Below are 25,483 nucleotides of genomic sequence, written 5' to 3' on the forward strand. Positions count from 1 at the left end.
CCACCGCCTATAGAAAATTGCTTCGATATATAATCCCTAACGAAATCTCGTGTTCATAAAAAAAGTACAATCCGTAACAGACCACTATGGCGTAATAGACTAGCTTTCGCTGTTGCGGAACGAATAGTTTCACGATCCAAGAGATAAGGATCAAGCTGTAAAGCCCGAAGTAAATGGAAAACCGGGCGAAAATCCAATTTTGCGTAGAGATGATCATAATCACGACGCCTAAAAGAGACATATTGACTACAATGTCGCTTTCGGGAGACAATTCGCGAAGTCGCTTTCTCCCCAGATAAGCAAGGACGACCGGCACCGCATGGACGGCTACCCGGACCAGATTGGCCCCTCCTTCGGAGAATTCCTTGTATTGCCCGTACTGCGTATTTTGCAAAGCGTCGAAGACGACTTCCATGAATTGCGCGTACCCGACGACGAAGAGGATCGTAATCCCCAGCAGCAGGTAGGTGGACCATGTCCATGCCCTTAATCGCACGATGAAATAGACCGGAATGAAGATGATCGCGCTTTGATGGAAAATCGATGCGAGGAGCACGAAAGCGAAGTAGGGTCTCCACTTCCCTTCCATCACGTATTTCGTCGCCGCAAATAAAATGGACGCCGCAAGAAATTGCCGCATCCCGTTCATCGATACTAAGTACATTCCTGAAGTAACGTACACGTATACGCTGACGTCGAACATATGCGCATATCGATATAAGACCCATACGATAAGGACATTCGTCACTAGCGCGCATACAAAGACTAAAATTTGCGGATCGTTCGTTATCGTTTTCAGCAAAATCTGAAGGGCGACAAAACCGAAATCGTCGTTCATGAACAGGTTGTCCCACGTGTAATCCCGGGTGGAAAAGGTGCGCATGTAAAAATATGTATCGCCGATATTCGCGCGTAGTCCGGATACCAGCACTAAAGTAACGCCTGCCGCGAAAGCCAAGAGCGCGTTCGTCCTCGGGGGCGCCGCCCCCCCCAAGGAGGATCGGCCGATCGTTCTCGCAAAAAAAGAAAACATATAAACGGTAACCAGGTTTGCCCAAAGCACTGCCATCGGTTCGTTCCCTTCGCGATTATTCCGCCTATGCAGCCTTCTTCTTCCACAAGAGGTAAAAGTACAGCGCTATTCCTAACGGGATCGCCGTCAACGTAAGCTTGGGGTCCGGGGATTCGCGCAGGAATTTGTTGTTCGCGGACAACAAGCTGCTGGATACGTAGTGTACGGCTTGCTTAAATTTGAACGGTTTGCTTCCGAAGGGTAACTTCATAAGCTCCTTCCGATAAAACGAAAACCCTCTCGGATTTTTCGTATACTGACTCAGGATGTTCCGGGTCGACCCGTCCGGGAGATATTCGACGCAGCAAATCACTTGATTCATCGTTAACATTTCATAGTCCCGATCCAACATGTAGTACTTATACGACAGGGCGACGAGTTTCTCGCCGGTAAACAACGGATACGGATACCTCTTCGTCAGCTCGGAACGATACACGACCTTCTTGTCGCCGGTGACGCCGTGCTTGTGGTACAAGTCAAACAACGTAGACGTTGGAATATGATCGGGAAGCTTGGAACCGATGATTCGGCCCTGGATATCGGAATCGAGTCCGACGATTCCGCTAACGCGGTCGCTCCCGTGCTTCCGCCAAAAGGAAACGATGTTTTCCACGGCGTCGTCCGGCATATAGTCGTCAGAATCGATGCATACATTCAATTCGGTTTCGATAAGTTCGTACGCGGCGTTATGGGCGCCGTGCATCCCCTGATTTTCCTGCCAATGGTATCGGATCGGAACGATTCCTTCCTCCGCCCACCCTTCCACCATGTCGCGGGTATGATCGGAGGAACCGTCGTCGACGATTAACCAAACGAAATCTTTATTCGTTTGACGCTTTAAACTTTCGTAGCATCGCGATAGTATGTATCCTCGATTAAACGTCGGCGTAAAGACCGTAAGCGTAGGCATCCCGATCATCTCCATGCGTTGATATAAAATTTTTGGACGGATTCGCATATATCCTTAATTTCGTAACCGCTATTGCGCACCAATTGAGCCGTATCCCGCCGTTCGACAGCGGGCTGCAAGATTTTGCACGTCCACTCGGCGATGTCGTTCAATGCTGCGTATTCGATTAGTCCGGCGCCGAAATCCGCTTCTTTCGTAATCGTATCCGAAATCACGCAGCGCAACCCCGCCGACTGCGCCTCGACGAGCGTTACCGGCAGCCCTTCATACAAGGAAGGGAGAACGAAAACATCTATCGCCTGCATGATCCGCTGCACGTCGTCGCGCACCCCCAAGAATCGAACGTTCGGCCTGACGCCGAGAAGATCGGCCTTCCGTTCCATCTCCTGGCGAAGCTCGCCGTCGCCCGCCAGCGCCAATACGGCGTTCTTCTGCCGTTGGCTGATTTCCGCAAAGACGTCCAATAGGAACGTGTGATTTTTCACCTTGCGAAAGCTGCCGATATGCCCGATCACGAATGCATCGGAATGCAAACCGAGCTCCGCCCTCGTCTTCGCCCTGGCGTTCGGATCGAAGGAGAACTCGGAGGCCGCGACGCCGTTGCGCAGCAGCGTCATCCTCCCGCTCCTTGCGATCCCGTCGCCGAACAGATACTCCCCCGCCCTCGAAGAGCAAGCGAAATAATGGTTTGCGTTACGGGGGAGAAGCTTCCTTGCATAGCCTTGGAAATATAGCTTCTTCACCAGAGGATACATCGGGTAACTCGTATGGCTATGCGCGATTCGCACGGGCACCTTGGCTTTCTTAGCCGAACGAAGTATGATTCCGCTCGCTTCGTTCATGTGAGAATGAACGATCTTGTATTCCGGATGCTCGCGGAAAAATCGATCCAGCGCTCTTACATAAGCGAAATGTCCGGAGCCGATTCCGTAAGGCACGCGGAAGATGCGCCCGCCCAACTCCAAGATTTCCTCTTCGAACGCTCCCGGAGTCGGTCGATGAACCAGGAAATCGAATTGGATCCTCGACCGGTCGATGTTCCGATAGAGATTCATAATTAACGTTTCCGCGCCGCCGCGGTTCATGTTTCCAATGGCATGTAGAATTCGAATCACGACTCGCTCCGCCTCCCGCGAAAAAAAAGAAACCCTCCGCCGGCGGAGAGTTATCCGAGATATTGTTTGTACCAGCTTACCGATTGTTCGAAGCCGCGTTCGAACCCCCAGGAAGGTTCGTAGCCGAGCAGGCGACGGGCTCTCGAAATATCGGCCAGCGAATGCATGATATCTCCCGAACGCTGTTGACCGTATACGGGCGATACCTCGAGCTCCAGCAGCTCGCACATTTTCCGATACATTTGATTTACAGTGTATTTTTCCCCATAGGCGATGTTATACGACTGACCGCAAGCTTCGTCCGGAGCCGCGCATGCCTTGAGATTGGCTTCGATCACATTCTCGATGTAGGTGAAATCCCGGCTTTGCTCCCCGTCCCCGTTGATCGTTGGCGGTTCGCCCGCCAGCAGCTTCTTCGCGAACAAAGGAATGACCGCCGCATACTGGGAGTAGGGATCTTGTCTACGGCCGAACACGTTAAAGTAGCGTAAGCCGATGCACCCAAGACCGTACAAGCGGGAGTACACCGCTCCGTAATGCTCGTTCACCCGCTTGGTGACCGCGTAAGGAGAGAGCAGCCCGCCTTCCTCTCCTTCCCGCTTCGGCAGCGCGCTCGAATCGCCGTACACGGAAGAGGAAGACGCGAATACAAACCTCTTCACCGTCCCGGCTCGCCGCGCCGCCTCCATCATGTGAAGCGTTCCTTGAATATTATTTTCTTCGTATAAGAGCGGGTACTCTACGGAGCGCGGAACCGACCCGAGCGCAGCCTGATGGAGGACGAATTCGACGCCCTCGCAGGAAGCCGCGCAGACGTCGAAATCGCGGATGTCGCCCTCGATGAAGGCGAAGCTTGGATTTCCGGCGAACGCCTCGACGTTTTCCCGTTTCCCCGTGGACAGGTTATCCAGCCCCCTAACCCTCATCCCCATTCCTAGCAGAACCTCCACTAGGTTCGATCCGATGAAGCCGGCCGCTCCGGTGACAAGGAATGTCGTCCCCTCCCGAAAACTTACGTCGCGATATCCCAAGAGCTACAACCTCCAATATTTAAATCCGTCCGCTTCGGCGGCCGTTCTATTAAATACGCCCTTCACATCGATGAGCACATTGCGTCCCTGCTTCAGTCGGCTGCGCAACTCGTCTAAGGACATCGTCACGAATTCCTTGTGATTGACGGCGAGGATGACCGCGTCTACCTGCGGAATCTCCGCAGAGAGCTCGAACCCGTACTCCCGCCACACCTCGTAAGGGTCCGCATGGGGATCCGTTACATAGGTAGAGATTCCGTAGTCCTCGAGCTCGCGAATGATATCGATCGCTTTCGAATTGCGGACGTCGGGAACGTTTTCTTTGAACGTGATCCCCATGACCAGCACCTTCGCGCCATGAATCGGGCAATGATCCCGAATTAATTGCTTCACCACATTTTCCGCTACGTACTTCCCCATGTTGTCGTTAATGCGGCGGCCGGCCAAAATGACCTCGGGATGATAACCGACCTCCTGGGCCTTGAACGTCAAGTAATAGGGATCGACGCCGATGCAATGCCCGCCGACGAGTCCCGGACGGAAATCGAGGAAGTTCCACTTGGTGCCTGCCGCTCGAAGCACCTCGTGCGTATCGATCCCCATACGGTTGAAAATAATGGCCAGCTCGTTGACGAAGGCGATATTAATATCTCTTTGCGCGTTCTCGATCACCTTCGCCGCTTCGGCTACCTTAATCGAAGGAGCTTTGTAAATTCCGGCCTCCACGACCAACTCGTATACATCGCCGATATACCCCAAGCTTTCCTCGTCCATACCGGCTACGATCTTCGTAATGCTCTCGAGTCGGTGCACTTTATCTCCGGGGTTAATTCGTTCGGGAGAGTACCCTACCTTGAAATCGATGCCGCATGCGAACCCGGATTCCGCTTCGAGAATCGGAACGCATACCTCCTCCGTAACCCCTGGGTACACGGTCGACTCGTACACGATGACCGTTCCTCTGGACATGTGCCGCCCGACGATTCTGCTGGTCGCGACCATCGCGTGCAAATCCGGATTGTTATGTTGATCGATCGGAGTAGGAACGGCCACGATGATGAAATTGGCTTGCCCGATTTCGCTCGGATCGCTTGTAAACCGAATGGAGGAATGGCGCAACGCTTCGCTGCCTACTTCGTTCGTGACGTCGATCCCCTGCCGATACCGCTCGACCTTCTCTTCGTCGATGTCGAAACCGATAACGGCCGTCTTCTTGGCGAAGGCCACGGCCAGCGGAAGTCCGACATAACCGAGCCCGATTACTGCGATATGGACGTTATCGACTTTCCGTCTCCCCGCCGGACGGTATGTATTGGCCTGCCCGATCTCCAATTCTTCTATCATCATGAACACTCCCATTCATTGAATTCAGATCCATCGCCGCCAAGATCGACTCATTCACTTTCCGGACGTCGTACTTGTCGCGGCATATCGCCAAGCTGGCCTTCGCCATCTTCATCGCCTCGTTCGGATGGCCGATCACCCACCGCAGCTTCTCCGCCAACGGCTCGACGGTCTTCGCCGGTACGAGGAACCCGTTCATCCCGTCGACCACCGTCTCCCGACACCCGGGAACATCGGTTGTAATGACCGGCCTGCCCATAGCCATCGCCTCAAGGACGGTACGAGGCGTTCCTTCGCGGTAGGAGGGGAGAACATACACCGAACATGCCGCAAGATAAGGCCTAACGTCTTTCGTCTCCCCGAGATACTCGACGGTTCCGTCATCGACATACGGCCGAATGTCTTCCATCGACAAGGCGTTCGGATTTACGTCGAACGGTCCCAACAATTGAAAGCGAGCTTCGGGGAACGATGCCTTGACCCTTCTTGCCGCCTCGAGGTATTCCAGCACGCCCTTATCCTTCAGGATGCGGCAGATCATGAGAAAGATCGGCCGATCGGGGAGCGGCGCGCTGGCGAACTTCTCCAAGTTGACCCCGGAGCCGTGGATCAACACGCATTTCGACTTGCCGACCAGGCCGGCCCGAATGAATTCCCCCCGGTCGTCGGGATTCTGGAAAAACACTTTCGTACTGCATTTCAGCCCTACATAGTAAATCATCTTGCTGATATTTCGGATGACGTACGCCTTCGCGCCGTTCGCCAGAAATACGTAGCCCAATCCGGTAACCATTGAAAACACGCGCTTGACGCCGGACAGTCGCGCAGCGATCGACCCGTAGATGACGGGTTTCATCGTGTATCCGAACACGACGTCGGGTTTCTGCGCTTTGATCAGCCCTATCATCCTCCGAATCAAAGCAAGATCGCTCAGCGGATTTATCCCCGTCCTGTCGAAGGCCAATCGGACGAAGGTAGCTCCTAATGCCGCCACCTCTTCCTCGAACCCCGCCTCCGGACCGACCGCGACGACCTCGTGACCTCGCGCGACCATCTCTCGAATGAAGTCGCCGCGGAAATTGATTAACGACGGAGTATACCCTGCCAAAATTAGGATTTTCATCCCCCGTTCGCCCTCTCCGTACGCCCGCTCAGCTTGGAATCGATAATAATTCTTTAGCCGCGAGCTTATTGTTTGCCAGGTCTAGCAAGGCTTTTCTGATTTCCGAGGCTTCCATGCTCGGGTATGCGGCGATCAAATCCTCGATCTCTTCTATGTAAAGACTGGAGGTCTTTCCTACGTATATTTTCGGATAAACCTGTTGCTCCAGCACCTCGTCCTTCTTAAGCAATTCCTCGAACAGCTTCTCCCCCGGCCGAATTCCCGTAAACTCGATCCCCGTCTCTTCCACGGAGTTCCCGGACAACTTAATCATGTTCATCGCAAGATCCACGATTTTGACCGGTTCGCCCATGTCGAGCACGAAGATTTCCCCGCCTTTCGCCAGAGCTCCAGCTTGAATGACCAGCCGGGATGCCTCCGGTATGGTCATGAAGTATCGAACCATATCGGGATGCGTGACCGTGACGGGACCTCCTCTTTCGATCTGCTTCTTAAACAGGGGGATGACGCTGCCCCGGCTCCCCAGCACATTCCCGAAACGGACGGCGACGAACTTCGTGTTGCCGACCGTATCCATATGCTGAACGATCATTTCCGCCAACCGTTTGCTCGCTCCCATGACGCTCGTCGGGTTTACCGCTTTATCCGTGGAGATCATGACGAAGGTGTCGACCCCGTATCGCCCGGCCGCCTTGGCCACGTTCATCGTACCGAGGATGTTGTTCTTGATCGCTTCCTCCGGGTTCCGTTCCATTAGCGGCACATGCTTGTGCGCGGCTGCATGGTACACCACGTCCGGACGATAATGCTGCATGACTTTCATCATTTTTTTCGCGTCTTGGATGTCCGCGATCTCCGTCACGATTTGAATCGAAGAGGCGGGAACCGTTTCCCGCAGCGCCATTTCGATCGCGTAGATGCTGTTCTCGCCGTGTCCCAGAAGAACCAGCGTTCTTGGATGGAACTTGGCGACCTGCCTGCAAATTTCCGAACCGATAGAACCGCCTGCGCCGGTAACCAATACGACTCTGTCGGTGACGTATTCCGAGATGCCTTCGATATCCAGTTCGATCGGCTCCCGTCCCAGTAGGTCTTCGACCTGCACGTCGCGGAATTGGCTGACGGAAACTTTCCCCGTAACCAAATCCTCGAGCATCGGGAGAATCTTCGTTTTGGCTGTCGTCTTTACGCATTCCTGGAAAATGGTATTGATCCCCTTCCGACCTAACGAAGGGATCGCGATGATGATGTTCTCGATGGCCATGCGCTGAACCGTTGCCTCGATGTGGCTCACGCCGCCGATCACGGGGATCCCCATAATATCCAACCGATGTTTATTTGCGTCGTCATCGATGAACGCTACGGGCAGCAACTCCGAATCCTTATTGTTTAAGAGTTGTCTAGCGACCATCGTTCCGGCCGAACCGGCTCCGACGATCAATGTCCGATTCTTGTTTTGCACTTTCGGGTAACGGGCGTCCCGGTAAATTCTCCACGCCAGACGAGATCCGCCGATAAACAGCATGTGGAGCATCCACGTTATGGCGAGAATCCGAATGTAAACGTCCTGGACGATGAGGAGCTGGATAAGAGCGGCTGTCGCGATGGAAAAGCTTACGGACTTGACGATGATGAGCATCTCGCCGAAGCTGGCGTATTCCCAGGCTTTCTTGTAAAGCTTGTATCTGTACGCGAAAAAGTGGTGACTGACCATCAACGTCAACGAACTGACGAGCAGCGGCGCCGTGACGTCGTTCGATCCGACGTCGATTAAGAATCGGCTGATGAATACGGCGCTCAGAACGATGACTGAATCGATAAGGATCAACAACGAAAATCGCTTCCGGTATGTCAATGGACTTCCTCCTTAACGGATTGGCTTAAATTTTTTAACCGCACGGTTTTCGAAAAAACCGTACGGTTAAAAAATTTAAGAACAGGGCCATATGACCCTTATAGGGCATCGAACCCGTCCTCACGCCACACCCTTGACGACTTGCGTCTAAGGTCCCAAGACCCACAGCATGGCCGAGTGCCTCCGCTTGATAACGGTCAGGAGACATCACCGAAGGTGCTGTTCTCAATTGAGAACGAGCGAACAAAAAAAAGAGAATGTTCGCTATTCAGTACTCTTGACCTAATATTAGTTCTTTATAGTGAACATGTCAACACATTTTAGCCCTCTCCTCCGCACCCCTCACATCGCCAGCTTCCGTTGATTGCCCAGCAGCACTTGGAACAGGCCGTCGGTCTCCTCCGAGAGCTGCGCGAAGGACCCGCGCTGCACGATTCGACCCTCGTCCAGGACCACGACTTGATCCGCGCTCCGGATGGTCGAGAAGCGATGGGCGATGACGATGACGGTCATGGTCCCCTTCAACGCTTCCAACGCCGACTGAATGTTCGTTTCGTTCTCCGCGTCGAGCGCGCTGGTCGCCTCGTCCATGATGAGGATCGACGGCTTCCGCAGCATCGCCCGGGCGAGGACGAGACGCTGCCGCTCCCCTCCCGACAGGCGGATGCCTCTATCGCCGATCGGGGTGTCGAGTCCGTCCGGAAGCTTCCGCACGAACGACGCCGCGGAAGCGAACTCCAACGCTTCCCACAGGTCGGCTTCCTTCGCGTCCGGCTGCGCCAGCATGAAGTTTTCCCGAATCGTGCCGCCGAATAAATATGGGTCTTGGGGCACATAACTGATCGAATTGCGCAGCTGTGGAATACCGGCTTCGTCCAACGGCCGGCCGTCGATCGACACCTGCCCCCGCTGAGGCCGGATCAATCCCATCAAGACGTCGATGAGCGTGCTTTTCCCCGCCCCGGAGCGTCCGACGATCGCCGTCATGCCGTTCGCCGGAATGAACAAGTTCACATGTTCCAACGCGCTGACTCCGTTGTCCTCTTCGTAGCGGAACGAGACGTCCCGGCACTCGACGCCGTGGGTCAGGGCGATCTTACCCGCGTTCGCGTCCGTCCTCTCGGAGGCGCGCTTGCATTCCTCCTGCAGCTCCGTCACGGACACGAAAGCCGGAAGGGCGGCAGCAAGCTGTTGCAGCGAGGCTTGCAAGCCCGTAAAGATCGGCCATAGCCGCGCGAAGATGACGACGACGATGAGCAATTGATCCAGCTGCGCATGAAACGCGGTCGCCGAGACGTAAAGGAACGCCGAAATAAACAAGGTGGAGGCCGCTTTATAAAGAAAATCCGAACCGGACTTCATTCGGATATATCCCGCCGATTCCAACGTCATCTCCTTTACGAGCTTCCGATAGCCGTCCCACCGATAAGCGGTCAGATTGTTGCTTTTGATTTCCTTCATTCCGTTCAATTGATCCGTAATTTCGGATAAATAAGCCTGTGCCAAGGTGGAGCTCTGTCCGCCCAAAGCTTTAGCCTTCTTAATATAGCGGTTGGAGAATACGGCTAGGACCGTGCCGCATGCCAACACGAACGCGGTCACCCCGGGCGCGAGCCAGAACGCTAACCCGACCTGGATGACCATGAAGATAAGCGAGGCCGCCACCTGCATCACCAGGAAGGTGCCGTGAATGACGCGGGCCATTTCCATACTGAGCGCGTTCGTCAAGTCCGTCCGTTTCTTCCGAAGGAAGAACGGCCACTCGGCGTTCATGATTCCCCGGTACGTCTCCAGCCGGACATCTTCTCCGAACCGATTCATGAGCCGCACATTCCGGATCGTCACTGTGCGCTGAAGCGCGAATTGCCCCAGCATGACCGCCGCATATGCCGAAAGCACGATGCCTAAACTCGCTGCGGGAGGGAACGCGCCAAGCGCCTCGATCAGCGGCGTAAGCAGCGGAAGCTTCGCGGTCGTCTCGGTCAAGCCGCTGAGGCTGATCAGCGGGATGAGCAGGAACGTTCCGATGCCCGCGAACAAGCTGACCATGACCATACCGAAGAGGTGGTACCCCAGCTTTAGACCTTCGGTCTCGATCAATCTTTTACATACGATGGCGATGGCTTTCACCAAGCCCACCCCCTTAGCGCTAAGCCGTTTTTTTCGTTCTTCGCCAAGCCCACAGCACCGGCCGCAGCGGATAATATAAAAAGTGCAGCGGCTTCGGAAGCGGCAGTAATTGCGCGTCAGACGAATACGGATGCAAGAAGCTCAATACGAATAAGACCTTCTGCCGCGACCCCATAAGCGCGAACAAATACCGCTGATGATAGGACGCGACTTCTTCCTCGATCGGAGTCGAATGCAAATTGACCGTGCGCTCCAAATAAAACATGGCCCCCTGGGCGATCCGTTTCGCCCGGTTGGACCGAAGAAGGTCAGAGGTCCGTTCGTCCACCTTCGTATTGAGCAACTCCGTCGCCAACAGCAGCGCCTGACCCAGCAGCTGCTCCTGCCAGTTGCGCCGCGCCCGTCTCAGCAAGGGTCCCCACGCAATCGTTTGCTTCAAGAGCCGATCGACGTCCGCCAGCCAGCGCAGCCGGGACCACCCGTGTCTCGCGCCGTGAGTCGCTAAATAGAGCAGCAAATCATCGTTCCCGAGCTGGAACAACGCGACGTTCGTAATTTTGCACGCCGCCTTCCGCTCCCACAGCTCGTCGAACGAAGGAGACTTCGCGGGTCCCGGGTGAAGTCTCCAGTGTACCTCCACCTTCGTCTTCTTCTCCGGGTGAGCGTAGTTCACATGATGACGCCGCCACTTCCAATCGCCCAGCAGCGCCTCGACGGACTCTTCCTTCTCGTACCCGTTCTCCTGCAGCAGCCGGTCCGCCGCATCCAAGTCGCGCAACGGGATCAACAGATCGATATCCCCCGACGTTCGAAGGGAGATATCTCCATACAGCTGGTGAGCCAGCGACGGCCCTTTCAGGAACAACGCGCGAATCCCGTTCGACGCGAGCAGGTGGCCGATCGTCTCCATCTCGCCGGCCAGGTGCAGCATTCGGATCGTATTTTGCCGATAGTCCCGCTTCAGCACTTGCATGACATAAGGGGGGATCGGAGCCTTCGGCACCCGCTTCAACGTAACGTACAGCTGGGGAAACACGCGATGATGTCTCACCAGCGCCAAAAATTGGCTCCATTCAATGTCCCGATACAGGGCTTCGTCCGCGGCGGCGCCTTCCCCTTCGTTGTCCGCGGCAAGGAGAGCGACCAAGAGCTTCATTTCGTTGGATAAGGAAGTGATCGTAAGAACACTGTCGCGCTTCATTCGTCTCCCCTTCTATCATTAAGAATTATGGTTCGAATCGGCGAACGTGCCGACGACCGTAAAGCGGTGCATCTCTTCCCGGCCCGATACATACAACGCGCCGCTCCGGAGCCACGCATGAGCCGCTAAGCCGCCGCTTTCGTCCCGCCCCGTTCCCAAATACAAGGTACTGGAGATGCCCCGTCGGCGAAGCATCCTCTGGCAGGAAATCGCGCGTACGAAACATTTGCTTTCCCAGAACGTGTGCCGGCTGACGCATTGCACGGCCGCCGAGATGCGCCTCGCGACTCTCGCTTCTTCGACCGACGCGACCGTCGGAGTTTCTTTCATATGGGCGCCTAGGGTGAACGCAATGCGGGAGAAGGGAAAAAACAGGAGAATGCGCGCCCAGCCCAAGTAGAGGTATGCTTCCGCGAACAAGAGCCGGGTCTCTCCGTCCAGCGTCCAGATCCGGTTCCATTTGCGAAGGAGGCTCATTCGAACCGCTCCACCTCGATCAGCTTCTCGTCGGCCAAGCGGGCAAGGAACGTAAGGACATGTTCTTCGCATTGGTCCCGCTCGACGTCGTAACGCGCAAGCAAGGCGTCGACGACCGCTTCGATTCGGGACGGCGAGGCGATCAGGTCCCAGATGTCTCCGCCGATTTCGCCTAAGTTGTAGTACTTTCCGTTGCGAATGCTCAACATCACTTTCTCCCCGTCCATATCGCTGACGATGTGATCCTTCCCTTGAACGACCGTATCACGAGAATGAAGAAGATTGGCGCGCTGCATCCTGATTCCCCCTATTCGCTATCGAGATGATGGATTCCGCCAGCTGAACGATCGTATCCCCGTTCGAGGGCCGCCGCAGCTGCCGCACTTGAATGCATTGAAGCAATTGTACGGATACGTCGAGATGCCATTGCTGCAATCCGAGCATCGGCACGAAGAAGTTCCGGAACGTATGTCGGTACAAGGCTCGAACCGCTTCCAACCCCCTTAGAGCCGCGACGTCGACGTTGCCTTCCTCGGTTTTCACCAGCTCGAAGACGCCGCCGAACGGGAGCCGCTTCCCGTAAAACCGGTCTTTGATCGGAACCGCGTATTTGTTTTCCCTCTCGAAGAGCGGTCGATAGTCGCCGATCTTCATCTCCAATCGCCGGAGGCTTTCCGACCACAGCTTCTGCTGCGGGAAAGACGGAATGATTTCCGGCCCGCGGCGGGCGCCGCCGGATTCGGTTTCGAAGGAGACGGCGATCAGGTCGTCGCTCACCAAGGGGTAGCCGTATCGCATGAGCATCGACGCCAAGGTCGATTTCCCGGCCCCGGACTCGCCGACGATGGCGTACGCCATATCCCCCAGCTTTATCGCACTCCCATGCAAGGGAAGTATTTTTCGCTGCAATAGGACAATCGCCATACAGGTTCCCAGTAAATAGAGGCGCATCTTATCTTCTTCCATGCCATCGGATGGGGAGACTAGAATCGTGTTTCCGGAAGCGATGCTGAATATCGCGGTATCGGGCACGCGAAAAAGGATCCGATCCTCTACCGCGTAGACGAGCTTGCCGGAATGGTCGACTTCCCGCCAAAGCGGGGAGAGGTCCGACTGCCGAATCCGAATATCGGCATAGGATCGATCCTCATGCATCGTAAGCTCAGGCATGAGGAACTCGCTGCTTACCCGGAAGCCGAACGCTTCGTAAATCGCGGTTGTTGCGCTACCGTCCATCTTGTCACTCCGTCCATGCGCGAAAAGTGTAGGCCGAAAGCCCTTATACTGATTCGGTATAAGGGCTGGCGGAAGGAACGAAATTATGTACCTACTAGCTGTAGTGAATGACTTCTGTCGGGTCCGGCTGCACCCCGTCCGGCGTCTTAATCCCGGGGCCGGCCATCGTCATGCCGATGTCCAACGTTTCCAGGGAAGGTGCGCTCCATGCTTTCTTCGCATTGTTCATAGGTTCTCACCTCCTTTCAAGTATGGGCTTTCATAAATCGACCGAAGATCAAGCTCCTCATAATCATCCGGAAGTCGGTTTCGAACACCAGCTCCGGCTTCGGCTCTCGAATACGGGAGAGCGCGCCCTTCAGCACTTCCACATTCAAGTACTCGGACATAACCGGGTCCCTCAGCACGCCCTCGGCCTCGCCGACGAACGCATTCCAGTCCGGCGCCATCCGCACGATGCCGTCCGCCCCTTGGATGCCGCGAACGCGCTGGTTGAGGCGAATCCGGTCAGGCAAGTATCGCTCCGTCGCTCTCCGGATCAAGGACCGCCCTACTCCGTCCTGGACGAATTGCTCCTCCGGAACGGAAAGACAGAAGCGAATGACGTTCAGGTCGTTCGTCGGATCTCGATCCCAGACGCGGTGACGCAAGGACCTCTTCGTTCCGATCATTCCGTTCAAATTCCAATAATACAGCCGTTGGAACTGGTTTCGTCTCACGGCATATACGCTCTCTTGCTTCCCGGTAATGTTGATTCGCTCGCTCGAGATGCGCTCGAGCACTTTCGTATGACTTGCGAAGCCGGGGTTGATCAGCTTCGGGTGGTAATCCTCGTCCCCGGGCGTCCAAATATTGAGCAAAGGCCTGAACGCCTTCTTCGCGACGATCGGAACGATCCGTCTTCTGGAGGATCCCACCTGTCGAACGTACATCTTCATCTCGCGATTCAAGCGGCCCCACTGCAGGCGCTGAAGAAGCGTGGCTTGGTAATCCAACGAGTGCCCCCAGGAGATCGTCCAGTTCCCCCGCTGGCCCGTGAGCAGCACGCCGATCCCGCGCCGTCCGGCTTCCTCGAAAATCCCCTTCAACCAATAGGAATTCTCGTAAAACTTATATGGCGTCTCCATCGTATCCAACCAATCGTCGATTTCCGAATAAGGGCTCTTATCCCCGAAGTTCATGAAATGCCCTTCGATATTGCCCACGTAATCGATCGTCTCCCGAATGTTCGGCGTTTCGTCGGCGACCCTGCTCCGGGGCGTCCAGTCCGCAAAACGTTCGATCGGCACGTAACTGAACGTATGCAGCCGCCTCTGCTCCTCCTGCAGCGCCTTGGCCGCGAAGCTGACGACGCTGCCCGAATCCAATCCGCCGCTCAGCTGCGCCCCGACTCGGAGATGGGTGCGAAGTCTCGCTCTGACCGCTCTGTCGAATACGTCTCTTAAGGCCTCCTCGTATTCCGCGTTCGATTTCAATCGAAGGGTCGACTTCGGCTCCAGCAGGCTATAACGCCGGAAGGAGACGCCCGATGCGCGTACGGTCACGGAATGGGACGGCGGGACTTGCCGAATGCTCCGGTATACGGTCGAATGCACGTCGACCGTATCGACCGTGAACGGAATGGCCAGGAAGTCCGCCAGCCATTGCTCATCCAGCGCGCGCTCCCGCTCCATGGCGGGCAGCGAAAGCAGCGGCTGCATGACGGTGCAAAATGCGAACCGGCGCCCGTCGCCGCAATAATACAACGTCCTCGCGCCGGAGAAATCTCTCGCCCCGAACAACTTCCGCTCCCGTTCGTCCCAAAGGAGGAAGGCGAAGTCTCCGACGAAGCGCTCCGGCGCCTCCTCGCCCCACTTGGCGTAAGCGAGCAGGATGAGCTGCGCGTCCGTCGTAGACGGCCGTCGGCCGTACTCCACGCCCAGCGCCTCGAACAGCTCTTCCCGGTTGTCGAGAATCGCGTCGGACGCGATCGTTAGCCGCCGTTCGGAATCGTGGTATGGATTTCGCTCCCCGATCGATTCCGGCGTAATCCATTGGCCGTGGCAGCCGAGGAACGCCTGCTCCCCGTGCCATGCTTGAACGTCGTCCGCCGGGAATTTCCGAAGCGCCCCCAGTAACGCCGTGCCGTCATCCGCCGAAATCGGCTCTTTATGAAAATGAACAATTCCAGCGATTGCGCTCATGGAATCCTCCGATATAGCGAACAATATTCTTTATAACGAACACATTTGCATCGTATCATCCCATAGAATTGTTGTCAATAACATCTTGATTATTCTTAAGAAACAGCCTGTTGATACGTTCTTAATAAAGAACTATAATGGAGTCATGTGTTGTTCATTATAAAGTACAGCACACCCAATTTATGTTCGAATCGGAGGATCTATTCATGAGGAAAGAGCAGCAATTCCAGCCGCCTAAGGTCATCTCCCACCAGCCGATCCAGTTCGAAACGGCGCAAAGCTGGAACCCCGGCAAAGGAAATTTGAATCACCCCGGCACAGGCAACAACGGATCCAACTTCCCGGACACCAACCCCCATCACGACGGGAAGAACGGCATCGGCAACGGTGTATGGAAGGATAACAAAGGGAAAGGCAACAAATGATCTCGCTTTTCCTGGCGTTCGGGGAACACAAGGTCCGAGTCGAACTCGACTCGGACCGGTTCTCCGCTTTCTTCCAGCGCTCTTACGTCCCCTTGCCGCCGAACGAGCGAACGCTCGACCTCTCGATCCGCGTCTCGGAGGGCTACGGCGTTCCCTTCGCGGGCTACGAGGTCGAAGCTCGGACGGAAGACGGGGTCGCCGATTATCGTAGGGCCGATTATCGGATCGCGCTCGCCGCGGACGGCCGCAGCGCGAGCGTGCAGGTCCATAACGAGCTCGCTTTAAAGCACGCGCTTATGAACTTATACAGCGCCTACATCATTAAACATCGCTGGGGACTCATGATCCACTCCTCGTGCGTGCTGGGACAGGGCGGCGAGGCGCATCTGTTCGCCGGGCGCTCCGGCGCCGGCAAGTCGACGGCCGCGGCGCTTTCGCAGCCTCGTACCGTGCTTTCCGACGAAGCCGCGCTCGTGAAGATCGGTACGGATCGGATCGCCGTCTACCACTCTCCGTTCCGCAGCGAGCTGGAGACGGACGGTCCGCCCGAAGGTGCGTTCCCCCTGCGCAGCGTCCAGCTGCTCCGGCAAGCCGGCCATCATCGGAAAGTCGAGCTTTCGAAGGCGGACGGCCTCATTCGATTGACGGACCAAGTGTTTTGTTGGGAGCGCGGGGCGGAACATACGGCGAGAGTGCTCTCGATGCTTCGACTGCTCGTTCTTCAGGTGCCGGTATACGAGCTTCATTTTCAAAAAAACGACAGCTTCTGGGAGTTGATCTCATAATGGCGGAATATTCGCGTAAGGCAGGCTGCGAGGCGGTACGGTTAGACGACGAATGGATGATCGTCGATACGGAACGCGCTACGATTACGAAGGTGAATCATACCGGCGGCATGTGTTGGACGCTGCTGTCCAGTCCGCAGACGGCAGCCTCTCTGGCGGAGGAGTTCCGCCTGCTTTACGGGACCGGGACCGAGCCCGAGACCTTGGAGCAGGAGCTCCATTGCTTCTTATCCGATCTGCACGGGTGCGGGTTGGTGGAACGTGGTTATTGATCGAAGCATCGCGGAGCTGCTGGCGGCGTCGCTTCGGAAGGGCGGATGGCTCGAGCTTCCGGCGCAAGGGCGCAGCATGTTCCCTCTCATTCGCCAAGGAGACGTCTGCCGCTTCATTCCGTGTCCCGCTCCCTCGCTGCGACGGGGGGACGTGGTCCTGTATTATGCCGAGACGGAGCAGCTGATCGCTCACCGCCTCCTAAGAGTGGAATCCGCGAACGGAGAACGGCTCTACCTGTTCAAGGGGGATGCGAACCTCTCCTGCGATCCGCCGGTCCGGAAGGAACGAATCCTCGGGAAGCTGGCGTCGGTTCGGAGACGCGGCCGCAGCATCGAGGCCGTCGGCTTCGCTTTCCGAGCGTGGAGCTTTCTTGTGCTGTCGCTTCCGGTCCTGAGCCGCGCGCTGCACCGGTTCGCTAGAAAGCTTCGGGTTCCGCCTCGGACGACGACCGGAGCGTTCTCATGATCGCCCGTTCGTTGAAGGCTTTCTCCTTCCAGGAATTTAAGAAGCCGTACCGGATGCTTTTCCCATTCTTATGGAAGCACCGAAAGGCGTATGCAGGCCTGTTCTTCTTTATGTTCGTGGACATCGCGCTTACGCTGGCTTACGCCTGGTTTATGGGGACGATTACCGACGCCGCCGTCGAGGGCAGCTTCGACAAGCTCGGCCGTCTCGTTCCGGCGGGGGTGCTTCTAATCTCGCTCAGCATCGCCTCCGGCTATTGGAACAACATGCTGGATTTCCGGGCGACGGCGAACGTGAAGAAGGATTTGAAGGAGCATCTGCTCCAGCACGTCATGCTGCTTCCGGCGTCGCATATCGGCAACCTTCGCTCCGGTGCGGTGATGACTCATTTCACGGGGGACATCCACGGCATCGGCGGCATGATCGGCAGCAGCCTGATCCATCTAGTGAAGCTTCCGCTCGTCTTTATCGCCGTATTCGTCTATATGCTTCAGATTCATTGGTTTTTATCCGTCCTAAGCCTGGCCGTCATCCCGGCCGCGCTGGCTTCCGGCGCGCTGTTCGGGGTGCTGCTTCGACGCAACAACCGCGTCATGCACGTGCTGTGCGAAAATTTGAACAGTCTGCTGAACGAGACGTTCCTCGGCACCTTCGTCGTGCGCTCCTTCAGCTTGGAGAAGAAGTTGTACCGGACCTATACGGCGGAAAATCAACGGCTGTTCGAGCTCGAGACGAAGGATACGCGGCTGCGCGGCTGGTTCCGCGCCGGCGGGGAAGCGGCCGGGGCGGCCGCGTTCTTGCTGAGCCTGTGCGTCGGCGCCTACTTCGTCTCGAATCGCGTCATCAGCATCGGCTCCCTCCTGTCCTTCGTCAATTTGACGAATCATCTGATTTATCCGCTCATGGGCATGGCGGGGCTCTGGGCCGGGCTGCAAAGCTCGCTTACGTCCGCGGAGCGGCTCCTTCGCGTGCTCGAGCAGCCGCTCGATACCCGGGAACTGCCCGACTACGAATGCCCGCCGCCGGGCGCGAAATCGATCGCCTTTAAAGAAGTAACGTTCAGTTACGACGGGTCGACCCGGGTCATCGATCGGTTCTCGCTCGACGTCCCCGCGGGGAAGACCGTCGCGATCGTAGGCGCCAGCGGCGCGGGGAAGACGACGTTATTCCAGTTGCTATTGGGCTTCTACAAACTTGAGGCGGGGGACATCCTTGTGGACGGGTTGTCCGCCGGAGAGCTGACGCCTTCCCGGCTCCGCGGCTATATGGCTCACGTGCCTCAGGATTCCTTCTTATTTTCGGGCACCGTACGGGACAATTTGTCGCTCGCGCGGCCCGGCGTTACGGAGGCGGCGATGATCGACGCGGCGAGAAGCGCGAACATCCACGACTTCATCGTCTCGCTTCCGAACGGATACGACACGGAAATCGGGGAGCGCGGCATGAAGCTGTCGGGCGGACAGAAGCAGCGGCTCGCCATCGCTCGAGCGATTCTGAAGGACGCGCCGATCTTGCTGCTCGACGAGGCGACCTCCGCCTTGGACGGCGAGACCGAGCATCAGGTGCAGGAAGCGTTGCAACGCCTGATGCAAGACCGCACGACGCTCGTGATCGCGCACCGCCTGTCGACGGTGCGGAACGCCGACTTCATCGTCGTCTTGGACCAAGGCCGCATCGCCGAGTCGGGGACGCACGAGGAGCTCATGCGCAAACGGGGAACGTATCGCGAATTGACCCGAAGGCAAACCAACGGCATAAGGAGCCATTATCGATGATCATGACGCTGCTTCAAGCGCTGTACGACGAACGCGTTCCGCTTCCGTCCGATTTCAAAGCCTACCTAAGCGCATTGGAGGATATCGAATATTTCGCGATTGCGCCGCAGGTCTATACCCTCTTGGAGGAAGGCGATCGCCTGGACCGGACGCCGCCCTTCTTCCGCGCTCGCCTGAAGGAACTGTACCGGGAATCGCTTCATCGCAATCTGTACATTCATCTGGAAACCGACCGGCTGCTCGATCGATTCGAGGCGGAAGGCATCGATGCGATTCCGTTGAAGGGCACCCGATTCGCGGAGAAGTATTTCTCCCGCGTCGGCGCAAGGCCGACCTCGGATATCGATGTCCTGATCCGGGCCGCGGATGTGGAACGAGCGCGGAGTTGCCTGCGATCGCTGGGCTTTACGATCGAGGGGCGGCGGATCGAGCAGCACTTCCACAGCGCGCAGGCGAAGCCGCTTCCCGGCTCGACGGTCCCCTTGCCCGTCGAACTGCATTGGAGCTTGTTGACCGAGCGAACCTCCTCCTTCGACGTCGACGAGCTTTGGGAGGAAGCGGTCCCGCGCGAGTCTTACAAGCACATTAAAGAGCTCTCCGACTATCACGCGTTCTACATGATTTGTTTGCATGGCTGGAAGCACGCGCTGGACTCGCCTAAATATTTTCTCGATATCGCGCAGATGATCCATCGGGCGGGCGGACGCCTGGATACCGACCGCTTATTCGGGGACGCCCTCGTGCATCGAACGCACCGGCGGTTGACCAGCACCTTGTCCATCGTGTACAACCAATTTCCCCATTTGCACCGGGTTCTCCCCCTTCCCTTCCAGAGCCGGAGCGCGGAGCGGTTATGGTGGAACTACCGCGCGATCCGACACAAAGACGAGAAAGATTTGCGGCAGTACATGCGTCTCGCCCAATACCAGTGGTCCGACTACGATTCCCCGCTGCACCGGCTATCGGCGACGATGCAGTACTTGCGATCCTTGAGCAGAAGGTAGCCGCCGAAGAACACCGAATCGTCCCCTTCCACGCGGAAAGAGCCGGCGACGACGCGCGTCCGCGTCTTCGCCGGCCCTAAGCCCCTGCCCCTTACTTCAACGTCTTCGCCAAACGCGCTACTTCTCCCTCGGCCGTGTCGAACACCTCGTAGAGATTCACCGCAAGCGAGTTCATTCGCTGCTCGGTCTCCGCGCCTTCGAACCGGATCGTCTGTTTCCCGTCCACGATGCGCCCTTGCCCGGCGAACGGCAGCGTCCGCGAATCGAGCACCCGTCCGGATTCGTCCACGAGCTCCGCTCTCATCCGCGTCGACGTTTTGTCGACGGCGGCGTCCGCGGCCCGCGAGAGGGCGACGTCCAACTCAAGCTCATAGGTGTACGTGAAATTCGCGCCTCCTTGGATCTCCGACCGAATCTTCCAACGCTCGACGGTCATCGTGAACGGGTACATGTCGATGACCGACGCTTCCGGCGACGCCGACAAGCCCGCGGACAACGCCGCGATCGGCACTTGGGACAGCTCCGACGCCTGGCCGTCGACGGTTCCGCCGAGCACATGCAGCTCGACCTTCTCCCCTTGCTCGGAGGCGGGGATCGTGAAGGCGTAGTTCAGCACCATGCCGATCTTGGGCAAGAGCGACCGCCAGACGGTGCTCTGACGAATCCCCTCGTACCGGTCGCCGTTCGAGGTCTCCCACTCGAGTCCGAAGTGCGGCATCAAGACGGCGCGGCTTCCTCGATTCGTCATTTGGATTTTGGCAACGGCCGTCTGGTAGCCGTCGCCGTCTTGCACGAACCGCTGCAGCTCCACCACCGCGAGCTCGATGTCGGGATTCGCGAGCGGATTCGATGCGTCGAGGGCGATCTTATTCTTAAGCTTATACGGTTGGATCCGGAGAGACGCGGCCGCGGCGCTCGCCGGCGTCTGAATTTGCAGCCGCCCGACCATGTACGGTACGACTGTGCCGTCCGACCGAACGAAGGACTCGGGAGTCGCCACCGTCAAGCCGCCCCACGGCTTTCGGTGGTCCGCCGGCAGCGCGTAATGAATATACCGCGTCTCCCCCGGCTCCAACGAGAGCGCTCCCGCTTCCTTCCTCGTTCCTGTGTAAAATCGATTGTCCGCTTTCCCCACCAAGGCGAAGTCGGGGATCCATTGCTTCGCGCTTCCTGGGTTCGCGACGAGCAGTCTCGCCAGCGTAACGGCGCCTTGCGGCGTCTCCTGATCGAGGAGCTGCACCGGCGTATACCGGAGCGAATCGCCGGCCGCCGCGAGCTCGCCGGCTTCCGACAACGCGAACGACTCGCCCCAAGCAAGCGTCTTCGACTTATCGGAGAACGTCGTCGCATTCCCTCTCCATTCCATGGAGGCGATGCCGACGGAAGCGACGACCGTCTCTTGCTTCGGGTACACGAACTCGTCTACGCTCAGCCAGACGAGCTTCTCGAGCGAGAACGCGTCATGCCGCTTCACGGTAATCATATAGCTTAACTCGATCGTCTCCCGCGGCTGCACCGCGATCGCGTTCGCCGCGCTGGGCTCCAACGCGTAGGAGATCCCCTCCGTCGTCGATACCCTGACTTGATAGTCGGGCACGACGACGACGCTAGCGCTCCGGTTGAACAACCGCACCACGACGCCGATCCGAGTCCCTTCTTGCGTGCGTTCGTTCAAGACGCTCTTGACGCCTGCCCTCAGCTCGCTCGTGATCGCATAAGGCGTAAGCGAGGCCGCGGCCGGAGAAACCGCTGCCGCCGTATCCGCGCCCGCCGTCATCGGTAGCGCGCTCCACAGCAAGACGGGCACGAGGACGGAGCAGGCCGCCAGCCGCTTCCATTGCCAATGCTTCTTCATGGCTGCACCGCCCCCGGCTCCGAAGCCGTCTCCGCCTCGACGCTAAACACTTGTTCCCGATCTTGCAGCCCCGCTTGACCCATCACGACGAGCTTCTCCCCTTCCCGTACGCCGGACAACACTTCGTAATAGTTCGCGTTCGAGCGGCCGAGCCGCACCTCCCGCTTCTCTACGACGTCCCCCTGCAGCACGAACACGTATTGCGTCGTTCCGTCCTCTATGACGCTATATTGCGGGATGCCCAGAGCGGTCTGATCGGCGTCCTCCGTCAGCTGCACCGACACCTTCATGCCGGGCTTCAGTCCCGACCCGACGCCCGGCGCCTCTAAACTGATCTCATACGTTTTCGTCTCCGGATCCATGATGCTCGTGAGATAATGGATATTCGCGCGACTCGTCGCCTCCCCGCCCGGCAAAGCGTATTGGAGATCGGTCTTGCCCCGGACCAGATTGGCCGCTTCCTCGTTCAATCGCGCCGAGATGCGGAGCGGATCGACCCGGTCGATCGTACCGACGACCTCGCCGGCCTTGACGAACGTCCCCTCGATCAACGTCTGGGCCGTAATGATCCCGGTGATCGGCGAGACGACTTCCAGATGCCGAAGCGCCTCCTCGACGCGAAGCAGCTCCTGCTCCGCGTCGTTCGCTTCGGCCTCCAGCGAGGAGATCGCATCCGCCGATGTCATCGACCGGAGCCTCTGCCTCGCCAGCTCCAGGTCGATTCGGGACGCTTCCACTTGGAGCTCGGCTTCGTCCAGCGCCGACTTCGTCGCCGTTCCGCCGTCATAATCGTTCTTCGTCTTATTCCTCGCGCGAACGAGCCTCTCGTGCTCGAGCTCCATCTTCTTGATCTCGACGGACAACTCCTTCCGGCCGTCGGCCAGGGCCTGCTTCCCCGCGGCGACGGCCGCGCGCGCCCGATCCAGCGCGGCGGCCGCTTCCGATCTGGCCTGCTCCGCGTCCGCCGAGCTCAGCTTCGCCAGCGGCTCGCCTTCCTTCACCGTCTCGCCCAACCGCTTATACACTTGCTCCACCTTGCCCCCGATGTCGACGACGACGTCCATCCGGAGCGAGGTGAGGACGTCTCCGACGACGAAGACGGGCTCTTCGATGCGCCGCACGGCCACCGTCTCGACCCTCACCGTCTTCAGCGCGGGCGCTTCCGCCGCCGGTTCTTCCGATCGGAAAGCGTCCAGCAGCGAGCAGCCGGTCAGCATCGACAGGCTGAGGACCCCGATCCCGACTTGGCGCGCGCTGCGCCCGATGAACCTCCGTTGCTTCCTTCCAGATCTCACGAGGTACCCTTCTTCCTTCATTAGAATTAAGAGTAGTAAGGATATTTCTGAGCGTCCTTCCGATGCACCTTCGTCAGCGTCGCTCCTAGAATCCTGGCTTTCGCTTGATTCAGCTCGTCCAGAGCCTTCTTCGCGGCGTCCCGCTTCACCTTGCCGCCCTCGACGACGAATAAGACGCCGTCGCACTTCGACGCGACGATCTTCGCGTCGATCGCGCCGAGCACCGGAGGCGTATCGATGACGATGACGTCGTATCTTCGCTTAAGCTCCTGCAAGAGCGAATCGAGCCGATCGGATGCGAGCAGGTCGGACGGATTCGGTACCGGCGTACCCGCGGTCATCACGGACATCCGCTCCAATGGGGAATCGTGAACGATATCGAACAATACGGTATTCGGATCGGCTAGGTAGTCCGTCAGGCCGATTCCTCCGCCGCGGCCCGTCAAGGAATGCAGACTAGGCTTTCGGATGTCGCCGTCGACGAGCAGGGCGTTCTTCCCGCCCCTCGCGTAAGCCGCGGCCAATTGCAGCGCCGTCGTCGTCTTGCCCTCGCCCGGTGCGGCCGAAGTGACGGCGATCGTCGCGATGGATACCGTCAGGCCGACGGCGGCGAAGTCGATGTTGATTTTCAAAGTGCGGTACGCTTCGGAAAAGGGGGACGAAACATCGCCGTGCAGCGAAACCGTCGACTTAGAATTTAACCGCGGCATACGGCCCCTCCCCGATGTTCTTGGTTTTCGAGCGGCGGCGCTTCTCCAGCTTCGGAATGGAGGACAACGTCGGAATGCCGAGCGCCTCCCGGATGTCATCCTCCGTCCGCAAGGTGTCGTCGAGGCTGTCGAGCAGGATGACGCCGCCGACCGACAGGATCAACGAAGCCATGAAGCCGAGGACGATGTACGTGTTTTGTTTCTCGTTGATCGGCTCCGGGTCGGCTTCCATCTTCGCTTCCGTTAAGACGACTACGCTGTTCACCGGGGAGATGCGCGGGATTTCGGCTTGAAACACGTCGGTGATCGCGTTTACGATCAAGACCGCGCGCTCGTGAGAGTAATCTACGATGGAGAAAATCATGACCTGGGTGTTGTTCAGGGCGGCGACTCGAACCGCGGACATCAAGTGCTCGGAGCTCACGCCCAAATTCGGGTAGCGCTGAACGACCTTGTCCATAATGATCGGGGTGCGAATCACTTCCTTATAAGTGTCGATCAATCCGCTGTTCGCGCCGCCGCCGATGTTCATCTGCTGCCGACCGAACGGGTCCGCCTCGCTCGCGTCGTTCACGATCAGCTTCGTATGCGCCTCGTACATGGGGACATAGTTTTGGTAGCTGTACCAAGCCGCAAGCGTCGTGAAGGACGCGACGCAGACGACGATGAGCCATAAGCGTCTTTTGACCATAGTAAAATAGACCTTTACGTCTATTTCGTCCGATCTCATATCATTTTCCCTCCACTGTCGTTAGCCGTCTCAACAGTTCACTTTAACGAACCATTAATTACAGTTTAGTTCTCTATAGTGAACATGTCAACACGACGAGCCTACATTTTTGAAAATACAGCGGAGCATTTCCTAACCGCATGTCCGAGTCTGGACCGTTCGGATCGGTACGATCTTCGAATCGCCCACCAGACGACCGCGATGCGACGACATCCTTCGCCAGATCGGTCAGCGTCGCCGAACGGAAGGGCACGAAATATTGATGCGCTTCGTCCAGCGACGCATAGAGCGCGGAGAGGAGGACGCGAACGCCTCCCCTCGCTTCGTCAGCGGGCCGAAGGTCAACGCCGCGACGACGAGAGCCGCGTAAAGAATGCCGAATTGAAACAGATGCGCCGCTTCGAGCAAGACCCCCAACGAAAGTAACGTATAACGCGAAAAGAGATGCATGACGGATTCGGAATGCGGAGTGCGTATTTGGCGAGGGTT

General features: G+C 57.5%; 25 protein-coding genes. 6 read left to right on the forward strand and 19 right to left on the reverse strand.

Annotated features, from left to right (window positions below):
- Positions 1–7: 7 nt before the first annotated feature.
- From RIN49_RS18600 to RIN49_RS18665, 14 genes are all read right to left on the reverse strand, one after another.
- Positions 8–1,069 (reverse strand): EpsG family protein, encoded by a 1,062-nt coding sequence (locus RIN49_RS18600; RefSeq protein ID WP_309121657.1) that lies wholly within the window; start codon positions 1,067–1,069, stop codon positions 8–10.
- A gap of 28 nt (positions 1,070–1,097) precedes the next feature.
- Positions 1,098–1,982, reverse strand: coding sequence for a glycosyltransferase (locus tag RIN49_RS18605; protein WP_309121658.1), 885 nt, complete (start codon positions 1,980–1,982; stop codon positions 1,098–1,100).
- Positions 1,983–1,987: 5 nt separating this feature from the next.
- Positions 1,988–3,097: a glycosyltransferase family 1 protein gene (locus RIN49_RS18610; protein WP_309121659.1), complete on the reverse strand. Its 1,110-nt coding sequence runs from the start codon at positions 3,095–3,097 to the stop codon at positions 1,988–1,990.
- Positions 3,098–3,147: 50 nt separating this feature from the next.
- Positions 3,148–4,128, reverse strand: coding sequence for an SDR family oxidoreductase (locus RIN49_RS18615; RefSeq protein ID WP_309121660.1), 981 nt, complete (start codon positions 4,126–4,128; stop codon positions 3,148–3,150).
- A 3-nt stretch (positions 4,129–4,131) separates the two neighbouring features.
- Positions 4,132–5,472 (reverse strand): nucleotide sugar dehydrogenase, encoded by a 1,341-nt coding sequence (locus RIN49_RS18620; RefSeq protein ID WP_309121661.1) that lies wholly within the window; start codon positions 5,470–5,472, stop codon positions 4,132–4,134.
- Complete coding sequence (locus tag RIN49_RS18625; protein WP_309121662.1) at positions 5,405–6,595, reverse strand: glycosyltransferase family 4 protein; 1,191 nt, start codon at positions 6,593–6,595, stop codon at positions 5,405–5,407. The genes RIN49_RS18620 and RIN49_RS18625 overlap by 68 nt, the downstream gene beginning before the upstream one ends.
- A 28-nt stretch (positions 6,596–6,623) precedes the next feature.
- Positions 6,624–8,450, reverse strand: a complete 1,827-nt coding sequence (locus RIN49_RS18630) for a polysaccharide biosynthesis protein (RefSeq protein WP_309121663.1) — start codon at positions 8,448–8,450, stop codon at positions 6,624–6,626.
- 342 nt (positions 8,451–8,792) lie between these two features.
- Positions 8,793–10,580: an ABC transporter ATP-binding protein gene (locus RIN49_RS18635; protein WP_309121664.1), complete on the reverse strand. Its 1,788-nt coding sequence runs from the start codon at positions 10,578–10,580 to the stop codon at positions 8,793–8,795.
- Positions 10,581–10,599: 19 nt separating this feature from the next.
- A complete protein-coding gene (locus tag RIN49_RS18640; protein WP_309121665.1) occupies positions 10,600–11,781 on the reverse strand; it encodes a nucleotidyltransferase domain-containing protein in 1,182 nt (393 codons plus the stop codon).
- A gap of 18 nt (positions 11,782–11,799) precedes the next feature.
- Positions 11,800–12,258 (reverse strand): lasso peptide biosynthesis B2 protein, encoded by a 459-nt coding sequence (locus RIN49_RS18645; RefSeq protein ID WP_309121666.1) that lies wholly within the window; start codon positions 12,256–12,258, stop codon positions 11,800–11,802.
- On the reverse strand, positions 12,255–12,554 hold the full coding sequence (locus RIN49_RS18650; protein WP_309121667.1) for a lasso peptide biosynthesis PqqD family chaperone: 300 nt from the start codon (positions 12,552–12,554) through the stop codon (positions 12,255–12,257). The genes RIN49_RS18645 and RIN49_RS18650 overlap by 4 nt, the downstream gene beginning before the upstream one ends.
- On the reverse strand, positions 12,523–13,494 hold the full coding sequence (locus RIN49_RS18655; RefSeq protein WP_309121668.1) for a phosphoenolpyruvate carboxykinase (ATP): 972 nt from the start codon (positions 13,492–13,494) through the stop codon (positions 12,523–12,525). Before RIN49_RS18655 ends, RIN49_RS18650 begins: the two co-directional genes overlap by 32 nt.
- Positions 13,495–13,588: 94 nt before the next feature.
- Positions 13,589–13,723 carry a paeninodin family lasso peptide gene (locus RIN49_RS18660; RefSeq protein WP_309121669.1) on the reverse strand — a complete coding sequence of 45 codons (135 nt, stop codon included), beginning with the start codon at positions 13,721–13,723 and terminating at the stop codon, positions 13,589–13,591.
- Between the two features lie 16 nt (positions 13,724–13,739).
- On the reverse strand, positions 13,740–15,677 hold the full coding sequence (locus RIN49_RS18665; RefSeq protein ID WP_309121670.1) for an asparagine synthase-related protein: 1,938 nt from the start codon (positions 15,675–15,677) through the stop codon (positions 13,740–13,742).
- A 206-nt stretch (positions 15,678–15,883) separates the two neighbouring features.
- Here RIN49_RS18665 and RIN49_RS18670 point away from each other — a divergent pair, with 206 nt between their 5' ends.
- From RIN49_RS18670 to RIN49_RS18695, 6 genes are read left to right on the forward strand one after another with little or no spacing between them, the layout of a single operon-like run.
- Entirely contained in the window at positions 15,884–16,102 is a 219-nt protein-coding gene (locus RIN49_RS18670; protein ID WP_309121671.1) for a hypothetical protein, read from the forward strand.
- Entirely contained in the window at positions 16,099–16,887 is a 789-nt protein-coding gene (locus tag RIN49_RS18675; protein ID WP_309121672.1) for a hypothetical protein, read from the forward strand. The genes RIN49_RS18670 and RIN49_RS18675 overlap by 4 nt, the downstream gene beginning before the upstream one ends.
- Positions 16,887–17,159 (forward strand): PqqD family protein, encoded by a 273-nt coding sequence (locus RIN49_RS18680; RefSeq protein ID WP_309121673.1) that lies wholly within the window; start codon positions 16,887–16,889, stop codon positions 17,157–17,159. The genes RIN49_RS18675 and RIN49_RS18680 overlap by 1 nt, the downstream gene beginning before the upstream one ends.
- A complete protein-coding gene (locus RIN49_RS18685) occupies positions 17,149–17,625 on the forward strand; it encodes a signal peptidase I (RefSeq protein WP_309121674.1) in 477 nt (158 codons plus the stop codon). Before RIN49_RS18680 ends, RIN49_RS18685 begins: the two co-directional genes overlap by 11 nt.
- Positions 17,622–19,400, forward strand: a complete 1,779-nt coding sequence (locus tag RIN49_RS18690) for an ABC transporter ATP-binding protein (protein ID WP_309121675.1) — start codon at positions 17,622–17,624, stop codon at positions 19,398–19,400. The genes RIN49_RS18685 and RIN49_RS18690 overlap by 4 nt, the downstream gene beginning before the upstream one ends.
- Positions 19,397–20,404 (forward strand): nucleotidyltransferase family protein, encoded by a 1,008-nt coding sequence (locus RIN49_RS18695; RefSeq protein WP_309121676.1) that lies wholly within the window; start codon positions 19,397–19,399, stop codon positions 20,402–20,404. The genes RIN49_RS18690 and RIN49_RS18695 overlap by 4 nt, the downstream gene beginning before the upstream one ends.
- Before the next feature lie 91 nt (positions 20,405–20,495).
- Here RIN49_RS18695 and RIN49_RS18700 read toward each other — a convergent pair whose 3' ends face one another.
- The 5 genes from RIN49_RS18700 to RIN49_RS28855 form a co-directional block, all read right to left on the reverse strand.
- Positions 20,496–22,259 (reverse strand): hypothetical protein, encoded by a 1,764-nt coding sequence (locus RIN49_RS18700; RefSeq protein ID WP_309121677.1) that lies wholly within the window; start codon positions 22,257–22,259, stop codon positions 20,496–20,498.
- Complete coding sequence (locus RIN49_RS18705; protein ID WP_309121678.1) at positions 22,256–23,554, reverse strand: efflux RND transporter periplasmic adaptor subunit; 1,299 nt, start codon at positions 23,552–23,554, stop codon at positions 22,256–22,258. The genes RIN49_RS18700 and RIN49_RS18705 overlap by 4 nt, the downstream gene beginning before the upstream one ends.
- Before the next feature lie 26 nt (positions 23,555–23,580).
- A complete protein-coding gene (locus RIN49_RS18710) occupies positions 23,581–24,264 on the reverse strand; it encodes a CpsD/CapB family tyrosine-protein kinase (RefSeq protein ID WP_309121679.1) in 684 nt (227 codons plus the stop codon).
- Complete coding sequence (locus tag RIN49_RS18715; RefSeq protein ID WP_309121680.1) at positions 24,245–24,994, reverse strand: YveK family protein; 750 nt, start codon at positions 24,992–24,994, stop codon at positions 24,245–24,247. The genes RIN49_RS18710 and RIN49_RS18715 overlap by 20 nt, the downstream gene beginning before the upstream one ends.
- 73 nt (positions 24,995–25,067) lie before the next feature.
- The gene (locus RIN49_RS28855) at positions 25,068–25,451 is read right to left on the reverse strand and encodes a VanZ family protein (RefSeq protein WP_375295265.1); all 384 of its coding nucleotides are present in this window, start codon (positions 25,449–25,451) and stop codon (positions 25,068–25,070) included.
- Positions 25,452–25,483: the final 32 nt, after the last annotated feature.

It is taken from the genome of Paenibacillus sp. (assembly GCF_031177825.1).
In the GTDB taxonomy this organism is placed as follows: domain Bacteria; phylum Bacillota; class Bacilli; order Paenibacillales; family YIM-B00363; genus Paenibacillus_AE.

Coding starts and splice junctions, on each gene's coding strand:
- RIN49_RS18600 (WP_309121657.1), bottom strand. CDS start 1,069: ATGGCAGTGCTTTGGGCAAACCTGGTTACCGTTTATATGTTTTCTTTT.
- RIN49_RS18605 (WP_309121658.1), bottom strand. CDS start 1,982: ATGCCTACGCTTACGGTCTTTACGCCGACGTTTAATCGAGGATACATA.
- RIN49_RS18620 (WP_309121661.1), bottom strand. CDS start 5,472: ATGATAGAAGAATTGGAGATCGGGCAGGCCAATACATACCGTCCGGCG.
- RIN49_RS18625 (WP_309121662.1), bottom strand. CDS start 6,595: ATGAAAATCCTAATTTTGGCAGGGTATACTCCGTCGTTAATCAATTTC.
- RIN49_RS18640 (WP_309121665.1), bottom strand. CDS start 11,781: ATGAAGCGCGACAGTGTTCTTACGATCACTTCCTTATCCAACGAAATG.
- RIN49_RS18645 (WP_309121666.1), bottom strand. CDS start 12,258: ATGAGCCTCCTTCGCAAATGGAACCGGATCTGGACGCTGGACGGAGAG.
- RIN49_RS18650 (WP_309121667.1), bottom strand. CDS start 12,554: ATGCAGCGCGCCAATCTTCTTCATTCTCGTGATACGGTCGTTCAAGGG.
- RIN49_RS18655 (WP_309121668.1), bottom strand. CDS start 13,494: ATGGACGGTAGCGCAACAACCGCGATTTACGAAGCGTTCGGCTTCCGG.
- RIN49_RS18660 (WP_309121669.1), bottom strand. CDS start 13,723: ATGAACAATGCGAAGAAAGCATGGAGCGCACCTTCCCTGGAAACGTTG.
- RIN49_RS18665 (WP_309121670.1), bottom strand. CDS start 15,677: ATGAGCGCAATCGCTGGAATTGTTCATTTTCATAAAGAGCCGATTTCG.
- RIN49_RS18670 (WP_309121671.1), top strand. CDS start 15,884: ATGAGGAAAGAGCAGCAATTCCAGCCGCCTAAGGTCATCTCCCACCAG.
- RIN49_RS18675 (WP_309121672.1), top strand. CDS start 16,099: ATGATCTCGCTTTTCCTGGCGTTCGGGGAACACAAGGTCCGAGTCGAA.
- RIN49_RS18680 (WP_309121673.1), top strand. CDS start 16,887: ATGGCGGAATATTCGCGTAAGGCAGGCTGCGAGGCGGTACGGTTAGAC.
- RIN49_RS18690 (WP_309121675.1), top strand. CDS start 17,622: ATGATCGCCCGTTCGTTGAAGGCTTTCTCCTTCCAGGAATTTAAGAAG.
- RIN49_RS18695 (WP_309121676.1), top strand. CDS start 19,397: ATGATCATGACGCTGCTTCAAGCGCTGTACGACGAACGCGTTCCGCTT.
- RIN49_RS18700 (WP_309121677.1), bottom strand. CDS start 22,259: ATGAAGAAGCATTGGCAATGGAAGCGGCTGGCGGCCTGCTCCGTCCTC.
- RIN49_RS18710 (WP_309121679.1), bottom strand. CDS start 24,264: ATGCCGCGGTTAAATTCTAAGTCGACGGTTTCGCTGCACGGCGATGTT.
- RIN49_RS18715 (WP_309121680.1), bottom strand. CDS start 24,994: ATGAGATCGGACGAAATAGACGTAAAGGTCTATTTTACTATGGTCAAA.